This is a genomic window from Streptomyces griseobrunneus (assembly GCF_046713465.1).
Classification (GTDB): domain Bacteria; phylum Actinomycetota; class Actinomycetes; order Streptomycetales; family Streptomycetaceae; genus Streptomyces; species Streptomyces microflavus.
In genome coordinates this window covers 6,070,702-6,086,725 of sequence record NZ_CP177080.1, presented here as the reverse complement: position 1 = coordinate 6,086,725, position 16,024 = coordinate 6,070,702, and the positions used below count along the sequence as shown (strand labels likewise).

The following is a 16,024-nucleotide window of genomic DNA, read 5'->3' as shown; positions in this document are numbered from 1 at the left end:
CCTGAGCGTGACCGTGGTTACGGTGCGGATATGTCGAAGCACACCGCATCGCGAGAGTCCCGAGAGTCCGAAGTGAGCCTGGCCGAGCTGCGCGGGGACTGCGCGCGCATGGCTCCGCACTGGGCCGCCCCCGTCAAGACCGCCGCCACACCGGTGAAGCCGTCGCTGATCCACGGGGTGACGGTGCCGCCCGCGTCGGCGCGGCTGATCGACGCGATGTCGGAGTACGGGGACTGACCACTTCGGCGCGTTTTTCGGCCTGACCCGTACGGGCTCCGCGCCCCGTTCGCCGTCGCGCGGGAACCGCATGCTCCTCCGCTCCGTCCCACCGGTGTCCCCGTCCGGGGGCACGCGGTAGTGGACGCGACGGCAACGCAGTCGAAGGAGCGATCCGGTGAGCACCGAGCGACCCGAGAACGACGTGACCGGCCCCCGGCGGCGACGTCCGCCGCTCGCGGTGGCCTCGGTGGCGGCAGCGGTGCTGCTGGCCGGGGGCGGCGGGGCCTACTGGGCCTCCACCGCGTCCGATGACGGCGGCGCGGCGGAGAGCTCCGCCGCCGCCCGCGGCAAGGCCCCCGTACTGGCGCTGGACGCCGCCGAGGCGGGTCCGGCCACGCCCGGCGACCCGAGCACACCTCCCCCGGGCATCGCACCGGGCGAACCGGACCCGGGCGGTCCGCCGGTGGTCTACCGGGCGGCGGGCCAGCTCCCCGACGGCCCGGACGAGGCGGCGGTCCACCGGGCCACGGGCACGGTCGCCCCGGCGGAGGTCGCCCGGCTGGCGAAGGTGCTCGGCGTTCCGGGGACCCCGCGCACCGAGGGCGCCTCCTGGGTGGTCGGTGACGAGGACGGGCCCGGTGCGCTCCTGAAGGTCACCAAGCAGGCCCCGGGCACCTGGACGTTCGCCCGCGCCACCCCCGTGAAGCCCTGTGAGCAGGGGACGATGTGTGCGAACCAGAGCCCGCCGGAGGCGGACGGGCAGCCGGTGAGCGAGAAGGCCGCGAAGGCCGCGGCGGCACCCGTGCTCAAGGCCGTCGGCCAGGACGACGCGGCGCTGAACGCGGGCCAGCTCATGGGCGACGTACGCGTGGTGAACGCCGATCCGAAGGTGGACGGGCTGCCCACGTACGGCTGGTCGACCGGGGTGCAGATCGGCCCGGACGGCAAGGTGGCCGGGGGCAGCGGTCAGCTGAAGGCGCTGGAGAAGGGGGACACCTACCCGGCGATCGGGGCCGACGAGGCGTTGAAGCAGCTCAACGAGGCGAGCGGGGCCAGGGGGGACGGGGGCAAGGACATCGGCGGCTGCGCCACTCCAGTACCCCTGGAGGGTGAGCCGAAGCCCTCGGTCCCGGAGTGCGTGCCGCCGGACGGCAACCGGGCCCCGGTGACGCAGACGGTCGAGGGCGCGGTGTTCGGTCTGGCCCTGAGTTACGTCGACGGCCGGCAGACCCTCGTACCGTCGTGGCTGTTCAGCGTCCGCCAGGGGGCGGGCGGGCCGGAGAGCACGGTCACGCAGATCGCGGTGGCGCCGGAGTTCGTCGAGAAGCCCGCGGCGCCGACACCTTCGGGCGACCGGAGGACGACCTCGTACGCGGCCGACGGCCGGACCCTTGAGGTGACCTTCTGGGGCGGTGTGTGCTCCACGTACACGGCGAGCGCCGAGGAGAGCCCGGGGCAGGTGCGGATCTCCATCGCGGAGAAGTCGCAGAAGGACGGCGCCTGCATCATGATCGCCAAGGAGCTGAAGCGGACGGTGACGCTGGATGCTCCGCTGGGTGACCGCACGGTGATCGACGCGGCGAGCGGGGCGACGGTGCCGCGCAGCTGACGCGGAACGGGTCAGGACGGGCATACGAGGGCGGCCCCGGGAATCGATCCCGGGGCCGCCCTCGTATGCCCTGCTCGCAGCGGTTAGCTGAACGAGTCGCCACAGGCGCAGGAGCCGCTGGCGTTGGGGTTGTCGATCGTGAAGCCCTGCTTCTCGATGGTGTCGACGAAGTCGATGGAGGCGCCGCCCAGGTACGGGGCGCTCATGCGGTCGGTGACGACCTTGACACCCTCGAAGTCCTTGACGACATCGCCGTCGAGCGAACGCTCGTCGAAGAAGAGCTGATAGCGCAGGCCCGAGCAACCGCCGGGCTGGACGGCGACGCGCAGTGCCAGGTCCTCGCGGCCTTCCTGCTCCAGCAGGCCCTTGACCTTGGCTGCGGCGGCGTCGGACAGGAGGATGCCGTCGCTCACGGTGGTGGTCTCGTCCGATACGGACATCTGCTTCTCTCCCGGGTTGTACGGACTGCTTGCCGACGGTTCAACCGCCTGCGCCGCGGATTCATTCCGGGCCAAGCGCTTGTCTGTTCCTTTTCATGCTCGCACACCCGGCCGCCCGGGGGATGCGTCACATCGACGCTATCGGCATCGTCAAAGTGACACGAAGGAGCTATGATAGATAGCGTCAAATAGACGAAAAGGCGCGTTCGCAGAAGCGCAGAGCAGAACGCAGAGAAGAAAGGGTGCGTGACGTGACCACGGCCCAGCCCCTGGACGTACAGCCGACACCCCTCGCGCTGCTGCTGCTCGGCCGGGAGGCCGACCCGAGGAGCGAGCGGGGCGTCGAGTGCCCCGGCGACCTCCCCTCCCCCTCCGACCCGGACCTGGTCGCACGCGCCCGTGCGGCGAAGGAGAAGCTCGGGGACAGGGTCTTCGTCCTCGGCCACCACTACCAGCGCGACGAGGTCATCCAGTTCGCGGACGTCACCGGCGACTCGTTCAAGCTCGCCCGTGACGCGGCCGCGCGCCCGGAGGCGGAGTACATCGTCTTCTGCGGTGTGCACTTCATGGCCGAGTCGGCGGACATCCTGACCACGGACGCCCAGGCGGTCGTGCTGCCGGACCTGGCCGCGGGCTGCTCGATGGCCGACATGGCCACCGCCGAGCAGGTCGCCGAGTGCTGGGACGTGCTGACCGAGGCCGGGGTCGCCGATCAGGTGGTGCCCGTCTCGTACATGAACTCCTCCGCCGACATCAAGGCCTTCACCGGCAAGCACGGCGGCACGATCTGTACGTCGTCCAACGCGAAGCGGGCCCTGGAGTGGGCCTTCGAGCAGGGCGAGAAGATCCTCTTCCTCCCCGACCAGCACCTGGGCCGCAACACGGCAGTGCGGGACATGGGGCTGACCCTGGAGGACTGCGTCCTCTACAACCCGCACAAGCCGAACGGCGGCCTCACCGCCGAGCAGCTGCGCGACGCGAAGATGATCCTGTGGCGCGGCCACTGCTCGGTGCACGGCCGCTTCTCGGTCGAGTCGGTCGAGGACGTACGCGCCCGGATGCCCGGGGTCAACGTGCTGGTGCACCCGGAGTGCAAGCACGAGGTCGTGGCCGCGGCGGACTACGTCGGCTCGACGGAGTACATCATCAAGGCCCTGGAGGCGGCCCCGGCCGGATCGAAGTGGGCCATCGGCACGGAGCTGAACCTGGTCCGCCGCCTGGCGAACCGTTTCGCCGCGGAGGACAAGGAGATCGTCTTCCTCGACAAGACCGTCTGCTTCTGCTCGACGATGAACCGGATCGACCTGCCGCACCTGGTCTGGACCCTGGAGTCGCTGGCCGAGGGCAAGCTGGTCAACCGGATCGAGGTCGACCCGGAGACGGAGAAGTACGCGAAGCTCGCGCTGGAGCGGATGCTGGCGCTGCCGTAGCGGTGCCGTGTCCCGCCGGGAGTCCCGGACGCCCTGGGAGCCTTGGGAGCCCCGGTATGCCACAGGTCGGCATACCGGGGCTTTTCGCTGCTTAACGGCCCCTCCGGCCCCTTTCGGGCGGAGGGATTCTTCGCCGTACGACCCACACCCCTCCTCCCCGTAACTACGCTGCTACTCACCGCAGCGAACGTTCACGCGGGTGGTACCGACAAGGCTGACCGGAATGTACGGCGAGGACGGTGGGGCGGGCATGAGTTACGAGGACCGTGGGGCGGGCATGGGCGACGAGGCGCGAGGTGCGGGGGTGGGGGCCGTGGCCGGCCGGGGTCTGCCTCAGGTGGAGGAAGAGGTACGGAGCCGGCGCAGCGACGCCGAACGTGACCCCGCCACCGGCCTGCCCGGCCTGGCCGCCGTCCTGGGTGAGCTCTCCGCGCTCCGCGCCGAGGCCGGGGACCGGGAAGGGGCGCTGGCCCCGGCGAAGGAGGCCGCGCGGATCTACGCCGAGCTCGGCATGAAGCGCCCGGACCGCTTCCAGGCGGAGCTGGCGCAGGCCATGGGGGCCCTGGGCGACCGGATCGCCGGCACCGGGGACCGGGCGACCGCCGTGCCGTTCGCGAAGCAGTGCGTACGGCTCCAGCGGGAACTGGTCGAGGAGGAGCAGCCGGGGGCGTCCGTGCCGGCGCTCGCGGAGTACCTGCTGAGCTACGCCGGGCATCTGGCGGGTGCCGGGGAGGCTGTGGAGGCCGTGCCCCTGGCCGAGGAGGCGGTCGGTCTCCTCCGGCGCCTCGCCGAGGAGGATCCGGAGGCCTTCCTCCCCCGGCTCGCCGCCGCCCTCCACGGCCTCGGCGGCCATCGTGCGACGGTGAGCGACACCTCCGGGGCGGTCGAGGCGGCCCAGGAAGCATGCGGCCGCTTCCGCGAACTCGCCGCGCGGCGGCCGGGCGCCTTCCGTCCGGAGCTGGCCACGGCTCTGGACGGCCTGGCCGGTCACCTCGACAAGGCCGGCGACGTGGCGGCGGGGCTCCGCGCGGCGGAGGAAGCCGTCGCCCTGCACCGCGAGCCGGCCGCACAGCACCCCGAGGCCTGTCGCCCGGGCCTCGCCGCCGCTCTCCGCACCCTTGCCCGGAGCCTGGCCTCCACCGGCGGGCCCAAGGAGGCGCTGCCCCCGGCGCGGGAGGCCGTCGACCTGCTGCGGGAACAGGGGGACGCCTTCCTGCCCGACCTTGCCCACTCCCTCCAGGCGCTCGGCACCCACCTGGAGCGGAACGGCGATGCCGAGGGGGCCGTGGAGGCGTTCCGGGAGGCGGTGGCCCTCCACAGGTCCCTGGCGCTGGAGAGCCCCGGCACCTACGGCGCCTCCCTGGTCTCCGCCCTCGACGACCTGACCCGGGCCCTCGCCCTCACCGGCGAGCACGCGGCGGCGATCGAGGAGTTCGACGAGACCGTCGAGGAGTTCGCCGCGGTGGACCCGGCGACCGCCCGGCGCCTGGGCGTCGAGCGGAGCGCCTTCCTGCTGCGCTGCCCCGCGCCCTGGCCCGCGACCGGGGTGGCCGAGCTGGTGAACCGGCTCGACGAGGACGAGCCCGGGGAAGGGACCGGGAGCACGGACACCGTGACCGTACGGGCCCGGCAGGCGCTGCGTTCGTACGGTGACATCGAGGCGGTGCACACGGCCTGGGAGGAGGAGACCTTCACCTCCGTACCGGACTGGCTCGCCCTGCCGCCGGAGACCCTGGATCTCGTCAGCTCCTGGATGTTCGCGCCGAACTGGCCCCGGTCACGCGACTTCTGGTCCCGGAACGCCGATGTCCTCGGCGGCGAGGAGACGGCGGTGGCCCTCGAAGAACTGGCGATCCTGGACCCGCACGGCGCCCAGCGGCACGCCCTGCTCCGCGCCGCCGTCCTCGCCCACGGGGTGACCGCCGCCTACGATCCGCTGATCCTGTCGGAGCAGCTGGCGGAGTGGCTGGAGTGCGCGGACTGGACGGAGTCGCGGGCCTACCTGGAGGAGCACCCGCGCCTCCTGACCGTCCAGCCGCCCGACGCCACCCCGCTGGCCCACGTCGCCATGCTCGACATCGGCCGCACCGAGGGCCTGGACGCCGCTTACCGCCTCGTGCAGGACCGTGACGCCCTCCAGGCTTACGTGGACCGGGCGTTGGAGACCGGGGACGGCACCGCGCTGATGCACGGCGGAGGCATCGAGGGCCAGGTATTCCGCGACCGGCTCTCCTCCCTCACCCACGCCCAGGTGGCCCTGGTGCTCTCGGGCGAGACCGAGGGCTTCGACCCGGACGACCTGACCGCACTCCTGCACAAGGCCGACGAGGAGACCCGCGCCCGGCTGGTGAGGGAGACCGCCGCCCTGAGCCTCCGCCACCCCGAGCCGCACGGGGAGACATGGCTCCGGATCATCCGGGCCCTCGGCGGGGACGCCTGAGGCTCGCGCGTACGGGAAACGGAAGGGGCCTGTCCCACGCGGGTGCGTGGGACAGGCCCCTTCCTCGTCGTCGTGTCAGGCCTTCGCGGGCTCCGTCTCCCGGACCTCCTCCGGCTCCGGCTGGGACGGGACGCCAGCCTTGGCCGCGCGCTTGGCGGCCTTCTTCTTGGCGCGGCGCTCCTTGCGGAGCTCGACCATCGCGTACAGCGTCGGGACCAGCAGCAGCGTCAGCAGCGTGGAGCTGATCAGGCCGCCGATCACCACGACGCCCAGCGGCTGCGAGATGAAGCCGCCCTCGCCGGTGACGCCCAGCGCCATCGGGAGCAGGGCGAAGATGGTCGCGAGCGCCGTCATCAGGATCGGGCGGAAGCGGTGGCGGCCGCCCTCGATGACGGCTTCCACGATGCCGAGGCCCCGGTCGCGGTACTGGTTGATCAGGTCGATCAGCACGATCGCGTTGGTGACCACGATGCCGATCAGCATCAGCATGCCGATCATCGCGGGGACGCCCAGCGGGGTGCCCGTGATGAGCAGGAGGGCCAGGGCGCCGGTCGCCGCGAACGGGACCGAGACCAGCAGGATCAGCGGCTGGATCAGCGACCGGAAGGTGGCCACCAGCAGCATGAAGACGATCGCGATGGCCGCCAGCATGGCGAGGCCGAGCTGCATGAAGGCTTCGTTCTGGTCCTCGCTGACGCCGCCGATGGTGGCGGTGGCGCCCTCGGGGAGGTCCAGTGCGTCGATCTTCGATGCGAGGGTGGTACTGACCGCGCCGGTGTTGTCGCCGACGGGCTTGGCGGTGATGGTCGCCGCCCGCTGGCCGTCGATGCGGGTCATCGAGACCGGGCCGGGGACCAGTTCGACCGCGGCGATGTCGCCGAGCTTCACCGGGCCGAGCGGCAGGGCCTTCAGCTCGGCCATGGTGGCGGCCGGGCGGGCGGACTTGATGACGATGTCGCGCTCGGTGTCGTCCAGCATCGCGGTGCCGGCCGGGGTGCCGCGTACGGCTCCGGCGACGATCCCGCCCAGGGTGGTGGAGTCGAACCCGGCGGCGGCCGCCTTGTCGTTGGCCGTGACGGAGATCCGCGGGACGCTCTGCGCCAGGTCGCTCTGGACGTCGGTGACGTCCTTGATCGTGGCGACCTCGGTGCGGACCGCCTCGGCGGCCTTCTTCAGGACGTCCCCGTCGGACGCCTTGACCACGACGCTCAGGTCCTGGGAGCCGAAGCCGTCGCCCGCGGCGATGGTGGTGTCACCGATGCCGTCGAGCTTGCCGAGGGCCTCGTCGATACGGTTCTGGGCGTCCTCGTAGTCCGCCGCGTCCTTCAGCGTGACCTGGTAGGACGCCTGGTTGGAGCCCGTACCGCCGCCGAAGGCCGCCATGAAGCCGGAGGAGCCGACGGTGACCTGGTAGTCCTTGACGCCCTTGTCGTCGGTGAGGACCTGCTCGACCTTGCGGGCCGCCTCGTCGGCGGCCTGGAGGCTGGTGCCGGGTTCCAGCTCCTGCTTGACGGTGAGCACTTCCTGCTCGCCCGCGTCGAAGAAGTTGGTCTTGAGCAGCGGCACCATGGCGAAGGTGCTCAGCAGCACCGCGGCGGCGATCACCAGGCTGGTGACCCGGCGGCGGGTCGCGAAGCGCAGGACGGGGACGTAGATGCGCTGGAGCTTGCTGGCGGCTTCCTTCTCCTCCGCGAGGCGGCGGGCCTCCGCCGCGTCCTCGGGGGTGCCCTTGGGGGCGCGCAGGAACCAGTACGAGAGGACCGGGACGACCGTGAGCGAGACCAGCAGCGAGGCCAGGAGCGCGGCGGTGACGGTCAGCGAGAACGAGCCGAAGAGCTGGCCGACCATGCCGCCGACCAGGCCGATGGGCAGGAACACGGCGACCGTGGTGAGGGTGGCGGAGGTGACCGCTCCGGCCACCTCCTTGACCGCGGTGGTGATCGCCTCGTGGCGCTCCTCGCCGTATCCGAGGTGCCGCTTGATGTTCTCCAGGACCACGATCGAGTCGTCGACGACCCGGCCGATCGCGATGGTCAGCGCGCCGAGCGTGAGCATGTTGAGCGACAGGTCGCGGGTCCAGAGCACGATGAGCGCGAGGACGACCGAGAGCGGGATGGAGACCGCGGTGACCAGGGTCGAGCGGATCGAGGCGAGGAAGACCAGGATCACGAGGACCGCGAAGACCAGGCCGAGCGCGCCCTCGGTGGTGAGACCGGAGATCGACTTGGAGACGGCCGGGCCCTGGTCGGAGACGACCGTCAGCTCGGCGCCCGCTCCGAGGTCCTTACGGAGGTCGGGGAGCTTGTCCTTGACCCCGTCCGAGATGGCGACGGCGCTGCCGTCCTTGTCCATCGTGGCCATCACGGCGAGGCTCGGCTTGCCGTTCGTACGGGTGATGGAGACCGCGGTGGACGGCTCCTGCTTCACCTCGGCCACGTCGCCGAGCCGCACCGGCTTCGCCGGCCCGTCCGAGGCGCCCGCCGGGTCCTTGGCGACGACCTGGAGGTCCTCGATCTGCTTCAGGGAGGTGTAACCGCCGCCGACCTGGATGGTGCGGTTCTTGCCCGCCTCGGAGAAGGAGCCGGCCGGCAGCGTGGCGCCGCCCGCCTGGAGTGCCTGGGAGAGCGCGCCCGCGTTCAGACCCGCCTCGGCGAGCTTCTTGTCGTCGGGGACGACGGAGACCTGGAGCTCCTGCACCCCGTCCACCGTGACCTGGCCGACGCCCTCGATGTCCTGGAGGGCGGGGACGACCGTGCGGTCCAGCTGGGCGGCGAGCGCCTGCTGGTCCTTGTCGGAGGTGACGGCGAGGACCACGGTCGGGATGTCGTCCGTGGAACCGGCGATGACCTGCGGGTCGACGGTCGGGGGCAGCTGGGCGCGGGCCCGGTTCACCGCCTGCTGGATGTCCGCGACGAGCTGCTTGGTGCCCTCGTCGCCGAAGTCGAAGGTGGCCATGATGAGGGCGTTGCCCTCGCTGGCGGTGGAGGTGATGCCCTCGACGCCGTCGACGGCCTTGAGGGAGTTCTCCAGCGGCTCGACGACCTGCTTCTCCACCACATCGGGAGACGCACCCGGGTAGGAGGCCAGCACCGAGACCATCGGGAGCTCGATGGTGGGCAGCAGCTGTTGCTTGAGCTGCGGGATCGCAATCGCGCCGAAGACGAGCGCGACGATCGAGATCAGCCCGATCAGGGCCCGCTGCGCGAGGCTGAATCTGGACAGCCAGGACATGGGTGGGTCTCTCTTCTGTGGCGTGCGAGACGGATGGGCGGGAAAGCGGGGAGCTGAGGTCCGCGCGGGGGACACATACCGCCCGCTTATACGATCTCCGACCCGGTCCGCCCGGACGTCGGTCCCCGGGCTGCTTTCTTATGCCGCGCATACCGCAGGTGGAGTACGCCGTCTCTCCACCCTCCGCGTCCTGCGGCCCCCCGTCACTCCACCCGAGGGCGTACCAGGCCCGATTCGTAGGCGATGACGACCAGCTGGGCGCGGTCCCGGGCCGCCACCTTCGCCATCGCCCGGTTCACATGGGTCTTGACGGTGAGCGGGCTGACCTGGAGCCGCTCGGCGATCCGGTCGTTGGAGTGCCCGCCCGCGACCAGCACGAGCACCTCCCGTTCCCGCACGGTGAGCGCGGCCAGCCGTTCGGCGTACTCCGCGCTGTCCGGCCCCTCCCCCGAACTGCCGCCCTGGGCCAGGAAGGTGGCGATGAGCCCCTTGGTCGCCGCCGGGGAGAGCAGCGCCTCGCCCGCTGCGGCGATCCGGATCGCGTTGAGCAGCTCCTCCGGCTCGGCCCCCTTGCCGAGGAAGCCGGAGGCCCCGGCGCGCAGGGCCTGGACCACGTACTCGTCGACCTCGAAGGTGGTGAGCATGACCACCCGGACCGCGGCCAGCGCCGGGTCGGCGCTGATCATGCGGGTGGCGGCGAGCCCGTCCGTGCCCGGCATCCGGATGTCCATCAGCACCACGTCGGCGCCGGTCGCCCGGGCCAGCTCCACCGCCTGGGCCCCGTCGGCCGCCTCGCCGACGACCTCCATGTCGGGTTCGGAGTCCACCAGCACCCGGAACGCGCTGCGCAGCAGGGCCTGGTCGTCGGCGAGCAGCACCTTGATGGGTGGCTGCGTCGTCTCTGCGGACTGTGTCATCGGCGTTCCCCCGTCGCGGCCGCCGGGCCGGGCGGTTCCGGTTCGCCCGTGCGGGCTTCGATGGGCAGGATCGCATGGACCCGGAACCCGCCTCCGTAGCGAGGTCCCGCCGTGAGGGCGCCCCCGAGGGCGGTGACCCGTTCCCGCATGCCGAGAAGACCGTGGCCTCCGCCGTCCGGGGCGCCGGTGCCGGTGCCGTCCTCCGGGTCGCCGCCGCCGCTCTCCGTCCCCGGGCGCCGGGCAGCGCTCCCCCGGCCGTTGTCCAGCACCGTGATCTCGGCGGTGACTCCCACCCGTACGACGCTCACCTCGGCCCTGGCCCCGGCGCCCGCGTGCTTGCGTACGTTGGTCAGGGCCTCCTGGATGACCCGGTACGCGGCCAGGTCGACGGCGGCGGGGAGCCCCGGGCCCCGGTCGGCGCCGGCCACCTCGACGGGGAGCCCGGCGTTGCGGAAGGTGGCCACCAGCTCGTCCAGGACCGCGAGACCGGGGGCCGGTTCGGTGGGGGCCTCGGGGTCGCCGGACTGGCGCAGCAGCCCGACGGTGACGCGGAGTTCGTTGAGTGCGGAGCGGCTGGCGTCGCGTACGTGGGCGAGCGCCTCCTTCGCCTGGTCGGGGCGCTTGTCCATGACGTGGGCGGCGACCCCGGCCTGGACGTTGACCAGGGCGATGTGGTGGGCGACGACGTCGTGCAGGTCCCGGGCGATCCGCAGCCGCTCCTCGGCGACGCGGCGGCGGGCCTCCTCCTCGCGGGTGCGCTCGGCCCGCTCGGCGCGCTCCCGGATCGCGTCGACGAACGCGCGCCTGCTCCGTACGGCGTCCCCGGCGGCCGACGCCATCCCGGTCCAGGCGAAGACGCCGAGGTTCTCCTGGCTGTACCAGGGCGTCGAGCCGAAGACCATCGCGGCCACCGTCAGCACCCCCATGGTCAGCAGGCCGACCCGCCAGGTGGTGGGGCGGTCGGTGCGCGAGGCGACGGTGTACAGCGCGATGACGGTGCTCATCACGACCGGGGCCGGCGGGTCCATGAAGATGTACTCGGTGGCCGTGAGGCCGCCGGTCACCGCGAGGACCGCCATGGGGTGGCGCCGGCGCAGGACGAGGGCCGAGGCGGCCAGGACCATCAGCAGCACGCTGAAGACCTCGGGGGTGCGGGTCCCGAACGTCGGCCCGTGGCCCTTGCCCGGGTCCGCGAACGAGCCGCAGATCATCGCGATCAGGACACAGAACGCCAGGGTCGCGTCGAACGCGAGGGGGTGGTCCCGAAGCCAGCGGCGGGCGCGCGCGAACCCGGAGGGGAGGGTGGTCACGTCCAGCAACGGTACGGCGTGTCGCGTACGGATCGGTCTCCGCGGTGTGCCGATACGACCACAGAGCCCTGCGGGGAGGGCGGGGCACGCAGCACGATGCCCCGCACCGGCGGGCCGGACGCGGGGCACAGGTGTGCGAGTGCTGGTGGAGCAGGTACGTCTAGTTCGGGATGAGCCCGTCGTCGCTGAGCATGGCGCGCACCTCTTCGAGGGTCGCGTCGGGCCCCGGCAGGATCAGCTCCGACGGCTCCAGGGAGTCGTCGGACAGCGGAGTGCCGAGCTCGCGCACCTTGTCGAGGAGCGCGTGGAGCGTGGTGCGGAAGCCGGGGCCGTCCCCGCTGTCCATCTCCTTGAGCAGGACGTCGTCGAGCTCGTTGAGTTCGACGACGTGACTGTCGGCCAGCTCGACCTGGCCTTCCCCCATGATCCGTACGATCATGACGCCGCCCTCACTACTGCTTGTCGAACTTGTGCGGAGACTGCTGCGACTGCGGCGTGCCGTCCTGGGCACCGCCCTCGATCGCCTGCTGCGAGGACGAGGAGCCGCCGGCCAGCTCGGCCTTCATACGCTGCAGCTCCAGCTCCACGTCCGAACCGCCGGAGATCCGGTCCAGCTCGGCGGCGATGTCGTCCTTCGCCGTGCCGGTCGGGTCGTCCAGGGCGCCGGAGGCGAGCAGCTCGTCGATGGCGCCGGCTCGCGCCTGGAGCTGCTGCGTCTTGTCCTCGGCCCGCTGGATCGCCAGGCCGACATCGCCCATCTCCTCGGAGATGCCGGAGAAGGCCTCGCCGATCCGGGTCTGCGCCTGGGCGGCCGTGTAGGTCGCCTTGATGGTCTCCTTCTTGGTGCGGAAGGCATCGACCTTGGCCTGCAGCCGCTGGGCCGCGAGGGTGAGCTTCTCCTCCTCGCCCTGCAGCGTCGTGTGCTGCGTCTCCAGGTCGGTGACCTGCTGCTGAAGGGCGGCACGCCGGGACAGCGCCTCACGCGCCAGGTCCTCGCGGCCCAGTGCCAGCGCCTTGCGGCCCTGGTCCTCCAGCTTGGACGACTGGCCCTGCAGCTGGTTCAGCTGCAACTCCAGCCGCTTGCGGGACGTCGCCACGTCGGCGACGCCGCGTCGCACCTTCTGAAGCAGCTCCAGCTGCTTCTGGTACGAGTAATCCAGGGTCTCGCGCGGATCCTCGGCCCGGTCAAGGGCCTTGTTTGCCTTCGCGCGGAAAAGCATCCCCATACGCTTCATGACACCGCTCATGGGCTTCGCGCGCCCCCTTCTGACGGACTGAGCTCCAGCACTCCCGATAGAACCCACAGTACGGGCCCTGTCTCTATTACCGCACTGTTCGAGTCCCGATGTGCTCCTCCCCAAGGACGACTGCACCCCGTCGTCGCTCCCGCCCAGGGTGTAGGTGACGGTCGGGGAAACCGGCGGTAAACGCCCCTTCTGCCCCTGTCGGGGCGCTTCTCGGCAGGCGGTCCGTTGCCGGATCGTTCCCGCCCGGGTCCACGAGCCCGTCCGCCGACCCCGTACCCTTGGGTTTTGTGTTCCGTAGCCGTGCCAAGGAAGAGAAGGTCCCCACCGACAAGGTGACGGCGGACCTCTCCAAGCATCCCCGCGACCCGCAGTCTCCCAAGGGCCGCCCCACCCCCAAGCGCAGCGAGGCCCAGACGCAGCGCCGGCGTGCCTCCAGCGCGCCGACCGACCGCAAGGCGGCCACGAAGCGCCAGCGCGAAGCGCGCCGCGCCGACCTGGCCAGGCAGCGTGAGGCGCTCGCCTCGGGCGACGAGCGTTATCTCCCGGCCCGCGACAAGGGCCCGGTGCGGCGCTTCGTCCGGGACTTCGTGGACTCACGCTTCTGCATCGCCGAGTACTTCCTGCCGCTCGCCGTGGTCATCCTGATCCTCAGCGTGATCCAGGTGCAGAACATCCAGAGCATCTCGCTGCTGCTCTGGATGGGTGTGATCATCCTGATCGTGATCGACTCGATCGGTCTGTCGATCCGTCTGAAGAAGCAGCTGCGGGAGCGTTTCCCGGACACGCCCAAGCGCGGCGCCGTCGCCTACGGCCTGATGCGCACACTCCAGATGCGCCGTCTGCGGCTCCCGAAGCCGCAGGTCAAGCGCGGAGAGCGGCCCTGAGCACGGAAACCTCCGGCTCCACCGGGGTCTGTCCGGCGAGCCCGGGCGGCGTGCGTGACACGGTCCGCCAGGAGCTCGTCGCCCGGCAGCTGGACGAGCAGATAGCCGGGCGGTTCCCGGTCGGTCAGCGGCTGCGCATCCTGGACGTCGGGACGGGTTCGGGCGTCCAGGCACTGCGCCTCGCGCGGGCCGGTCACTCGGTGACCGGTCTGGAGTCGGACGGCGAGCTGCTGCGTACGGCCCGCGAGGCTCTGGCGACCGAGCCCGAGGGCATCCGGGCGCGGGTCAAGCTGGTCGAGGGCGAGGGCCGGGAGACCGGCGTCCACTTCCTGCCGGGCAGCTTCGACGTGGTGCTCTGCCACGGCGTCCTGATGTACGTCGAGGAGCCCGACCCGATGCTGGCCGGGCTGGCCCGGATGCTGGCGCCGGGCGGTCTGCTCTCCCTGCTCGTACGGAACGCGGACGCCCTCGCGATGCGCCCCGGGCTCACCGGTGACTTCGGTGCGGCGCTGGAGGCCTTCGACACGGCCACGTACACCGACCGGCGCGGCCTCACGGTCCGTGCCGACCGGCTCGAAGCGCTGAGGGCCACCCTGGCCGGGATCGCCGCCCCGCTGCACGCCTGGTACGGCGTGCGGGTCTTCACGGACAACGTTGCCGACGGGACCGAGCTGCCCGCCGAGGAGCTGGAGCGGGTGCTGACCCTGGAGGACCGGGCAGGGCGGACCGATCCGTACCGCTCCGTCGCGGCACTGCTGCATCTGTGCGGGGTGCGCGGCTAGCAGCCGGATGTCGTACGTGCCGTACGGGCAGCCGGACGTCGTACGTGTCGTACGTACAGGTGCGCCCTCGTTCGGCCCATCAGTACAGGCACCCGAAAGGGTGGTGGCACCAGACTCCGGATATGGACGCATCCCCCTCCCGCCGCTCCGTGCGGCGCCTGCTGCTCCCCCTGTCCGCGGGTGCCTGCGCGCTCGCCCTGGCGGCCGGCTGCTCCGGCGCGAACCCGGCGGCAGCACCCGCCCCGGAGGCCAGCCCCTCCGGTACGGCCCAGGGCTCCGCGACCCGTGCCACCACCGATCTGGAGAGCGCCTACCAGGCCGTCATCAACGATGTGCTGCCCTCGGTGGTGCAGATCGACGCGTCGGACGGCCTCGGTTCCGGGGTCGTCTACGACGACAGGGGCCATATCGTCACCAACGCCCATGTGATCGGCGACGAGAAGAAGTTCAAGGTCACCGTCGCCACCGGGGAAGCCGTGCTCAACGCCTCGCTGGTCTCCTCCTACCCGGAGCAGGACCTGGCCGTGATCAAGCTGGACGAGGTGCCCGACGGACTGAAGCCCGCGAAGTTCGGCAACGCGGAGAAGGTCGAGGTGGGGCAGATCGTGATGGCGATGGGCTCGCCGCTCGGCCTCTCCAGCAGCGTCACCCAGGGCATCGTCTCGGCGCTCGGCCGCACCGTCAGCGAGAGCCGGGCCGGCGGCGGCACGGGCGCGACGATCGCCAACATGGTGCAGACCTCCGCGGCCATCAACCCGGGCAACAGCGGCGGGGCGCTGGTCAACCTCGACAGCGAGGTGATCGGCATCCCGACCCTCGCGGCGACCGACCCGCAGATGGGCGACAGCGCGGCGCCGGGCATCGGCTTCGCGATCCCCGTCTCGATGGTGAGGACGGTCGCCGACCAGATCATCAAGGACGGCCGGGTCACCGACTCGGGGCGGGCGGCACTGAACATCACCGGCCGTACGGTCGTCGACGACTCCTACCGGCCCGCCGGGGTGGCGCTGGTCAGCGTGGAGCGGGGCGGCGCGGCCGACGAGGCCGGACTGCGGGCCGGGGACATCATCACGAAGATCGGCGACACCGGGGTCACCACCATCACCTCGCTCTCCGAGGCCCTGGCGAGCGACAAGCCGGGCGACAAGGCGACCGTGACGTACACGCGGGACGACGACAGCAGGACGGCCGAGGTCACGCTCGGGGAGATCTGAGGGGCCCGGAGACAGAAGGAGGGCGGGCGGTACGGGGAGTCCCGTACCGCCCGCCCTCCTTCTTCGTCCTAGGCGCCGTCGGCCTGCAGGCTCATCGGGCCGTAGATCTTGGTCGCGTCCTCGAAGAGCGTCACCTGGGCGGCACCGCCCTCCAGGAGCTCCTTCCAGTACTCACCGATCCAGGACTCCGCGTCGCCCTGGGTGGTGAACTCCTCCGGCTGCAGGGCCGGCTCCGTCTCCGTACCGTCGGACTTCTCGAACCGCCACGTCCACGCCATGTCCGCCTCCTGGGTCACGTTGC

14 protein-coding genes are annotated in these 16,024 nt (G+C 71.6%); 7 read left to right on the top strand and 7 right to left on the bottom strand.

Annotated features, from left to right (window positions below; translation table 11 throughout):
* Positions 1-30: 30 nt before the first annotated feature.
* Entirely contained in the window at positions 31-237 is a 207-nt protein-coding gene (locus tag ACK8N7_RS27690; RefSeq protein WP_403208804.1) for a hypothetical protein, read from the top strand.
* Positions 238-394: 157 nt separating this feature from the next.
* Entirely contained in the window at positions 395-1,828 is a 1,434-nt protein-coding gene (locus ACK8N7_RS27685; protein WP_500444432.1) for a hypothetical protein, read from the top strand.
* Positions 1,829-1,911: 83 nt separating this feature from the next.
* Here the strand turns inward: ACK8N7_RS27685 and ACK8N7_RS27680 are convergent, their stop codons facing one another.
* Positions 1,912-2,268, bottom strand: coding sequence for a HesB/IscA family protein (locus ACK8N7_RS27680; RefSeq protein ID WP_403208800.1), 357 nt, complete (start codon positions 2,266-2,268; stop codon positions 1,912-1,914).
* Between the two features lie 251 nt (positions 2,269-2,519).
* Between ACK8N7_RS27680 and nadA the strand changes: the two genes are divergently transcribed.
* Complete coding sequence (gene nadA, locus ACK8N7_RS27675; protein ID WP_403208798.1) at positions 2,520-3,698, top strand: quinolinate synthase NadA; 1,179 nt, start codon at positions 2,520-2,522, stop codon at positions 3,696-3,698.
* Positions 3,699-3,921: 223 nt separating this feature from the next.
* Complete coding sequence (locus ACK8N7_RS27670; RefSeq protein WP_500444431.1) at positions 3,922-6,138, top strand: ATP-binding protein; 2,217 nt, start codon at positions 3,922-3,924, stop codon at positions 6,136-6,138.
* A 75-nt stretch (positions 6,139-6,213) separates the two neighbouring features.
* Here the strand turns inward: ACK8N7_RS27670 and ACK8N7_RS27665 are convergent, their stop codons facing one another.
* The 5 genes from ACK8N7_RS27665 to ACK8N7_RS27645 form a co-directional block, all read right to left on the bottom strand.
* Positions 6,214-9,369 carry an efflux RND transporter permease subunit gene (locus ACK8N7_RS27665; protein WP_403208794.1) on the bottom strand — a complete coding sequence of 1,052 codons (3,156 nt, stop codon included), beginning with the start codon at positions 9,367-9,369 and terminating at the stop codon, positions 6,214-6,216.
* Between the two features lie 203 nt (positions 9,370-9,572).
* The gene (locus tag ACK8N7_RS27660; protein WP_319340711.1) at positions 9,573-10,286 is read right to left on the bottom strand and encodes a response regulator; all 714 of its coding nucleotides are present in this window, start codon (positions 10,284-10,286) and stop codon (positions 9,573-9,575) included.
* Entirely contained in the window at positions 10,283-11,596 is a 1,314-nt protein-coding gene (locus ACK8N7_RS27655; protein WP_403208792.1) for a sensor histidine kinase, read from the bottom strand. The genes ACK8N7_RS27660 and ACK8N7_RS27655 overlap by 4 nt, the downstream gene beginning before the upstream one ends.
* Positions 11,597-11,756: 160 nt before the next feature.
* Positions 11,757-12,035: a PspA-associated protein PspAA gene (gene pspAA, locus ACK8N7_RS27650; protein WP_500444430.1), complete on the bottom strand. Its 279-nt coding sequence runs from the start codon at positions 12,033-12,035 to the stop codon at positions 11,757-11,759.
* 13 nt (positions 12,036-12,048) lie between these two features.
* The gene (locus ACK8N7_RS27645; RefSeq protein WP_032752896.1) at positions 12,049-12,831 is read right to left on the bottom strand and encodes a PspA/IM30 family protein; all 783 of its coding nucleotides are present in this window, start codon (positions 12,829-12,831) and stop codon (positions 12,049-12,051) included.
* Positions 12,832-13,130: 299 nt separating this feature from the next.
* Here ACK8N7_RS27645 and ACK8N7_RS27640 point away from each other — a divergent pair, with 299 nt between their 5' ends.
* The 3 genes from ACK8N7_RS27640 to ACK8N7_RS27630 all read left to right on the top strand — a co-directional run bounded on the left by ACK8N7_RS27640 (position 13,131) and on the right by ACK8N7_RS27630 (position 15,723).
* Positions 13,131-13,727 carry a DUF3043 domain-containing protein gene (locus ACK8N7_RS27640; protein ID WP_355088268.1) on the top strand — a complete coding sequence of 199 codons (597 nt, stop codon included), beginning with the start codon at positions 13,131-13,133 and terminating at the stop codon, positions 13,725-13,727.
* A gap of 89 nt (positions 13,728-13,816) precedes the next feature.
* Positions 13,817-14,509 (top strand): class I SAM-dependent methyltransferase, encoded by a 693-nt coding sequence (locus ACK8N7_RS27635; protein WP_403209089.1) that lies wholly within the window; start codon positions 13,817-13,819, stop codon positions 14,507-14,509.
* Positions 14,510-14,631: 122 nt separating this feature from the next.
* Positions 14,632-15,723, top strand: a complete 1,092-nt coding sequence (locus tag ACK8N7_RS27630; protein WP_500444429.1) for a S1C family serine protease — start codon at positions 14,632-14,634, stop codon at positions 15,721-15,723.
* Positions 15,724-15,791: 68 nt separating this feature from the next.
* Here the strand turns inward: ACK8N7_RS27630 and ACK8N7_RS27625 are convergent, their stop codons facing one another.
* Entirely contained in the window at positions 15,792-16,001 is a 210-nt protein-coding gene (locus ACK8N7_RS27625; protein ID WP_031122139.1) for a hypothetical protein, read from the bottom strand.
* Between the last annotated feature and the right edge of the window lie 23 nt (positions 16,002-16,024).

Excerpts from the sequence above, each read along its gene's own strand:
- ACK8N7_RS27690 (WP_403208804.1), top strand. The coding sequence starts at position 31 with ATGTCGAAGCACACCGCATCGCGAGAGTCCCGAGAGTCCGAAGTGAGC.
- ACK8N7_RS27680 (WP_403208800.1), bottom strand. The coding sequence starts at position 2,268 with ATGTCCGTATCGGACGAGACCACCACCGTGAGCGACGGCATCCTCCTG.
- ACK8N7_RS27670 (WP_500444431.1), top strand. The coding sequence starts at position 3,922 with ATGTACGGCGAGGACGGTGGGGCGGGCATGAGTTACGAGGACCGTGGG.
- ACK8N7_RS27665 (WP_403208794.1), bottom strand. The coding sequence starts at position 9,369 with ATGTCCTGGCTGTCCAGATTCAGCCTCGCGCAGCGGGCCCTGATCGGG.
- ACK8N7_RS27660 (WP_319340711.1), bottom strand. The coding sequence starts at position 10,286 with ATGACACAGTCCGCAGAGACGACGCAGCCACCCATCAAGGTGCTGCTC.
- pspAA (WP_500444430.1), bottom strand. The coding sequence starts at position 12,035 with ATGATCGTACGGATCATGGGGGAAGGCCAGGTCGAGCTGGCCGACAGT.
- ACK8N7_RS27645 (WP_032752896.1), bottom strand. The coding sequence starts at position 12,831 with ATGAAGCGTATGGGGATGCTTTTCCGCGCGAAGGCAAACAAGGCCCTT.
- ACK8N7_RS27630 (WP_500444429.1), top strand. The coding sequence starts at position 14,632 with ATGGACGCATCCCCCTCCCGCCGCTCCGTGCGGCGCCTGCTGCTCCCC.
- ACK8N7_RS27625 (WP_031122139.1), bottom strand. The coding sequence starts at position 16,001 with ATGGCGTGGACGTGGCGGTTCGAGAAGTCCGACGGTACGGAGACGGAG.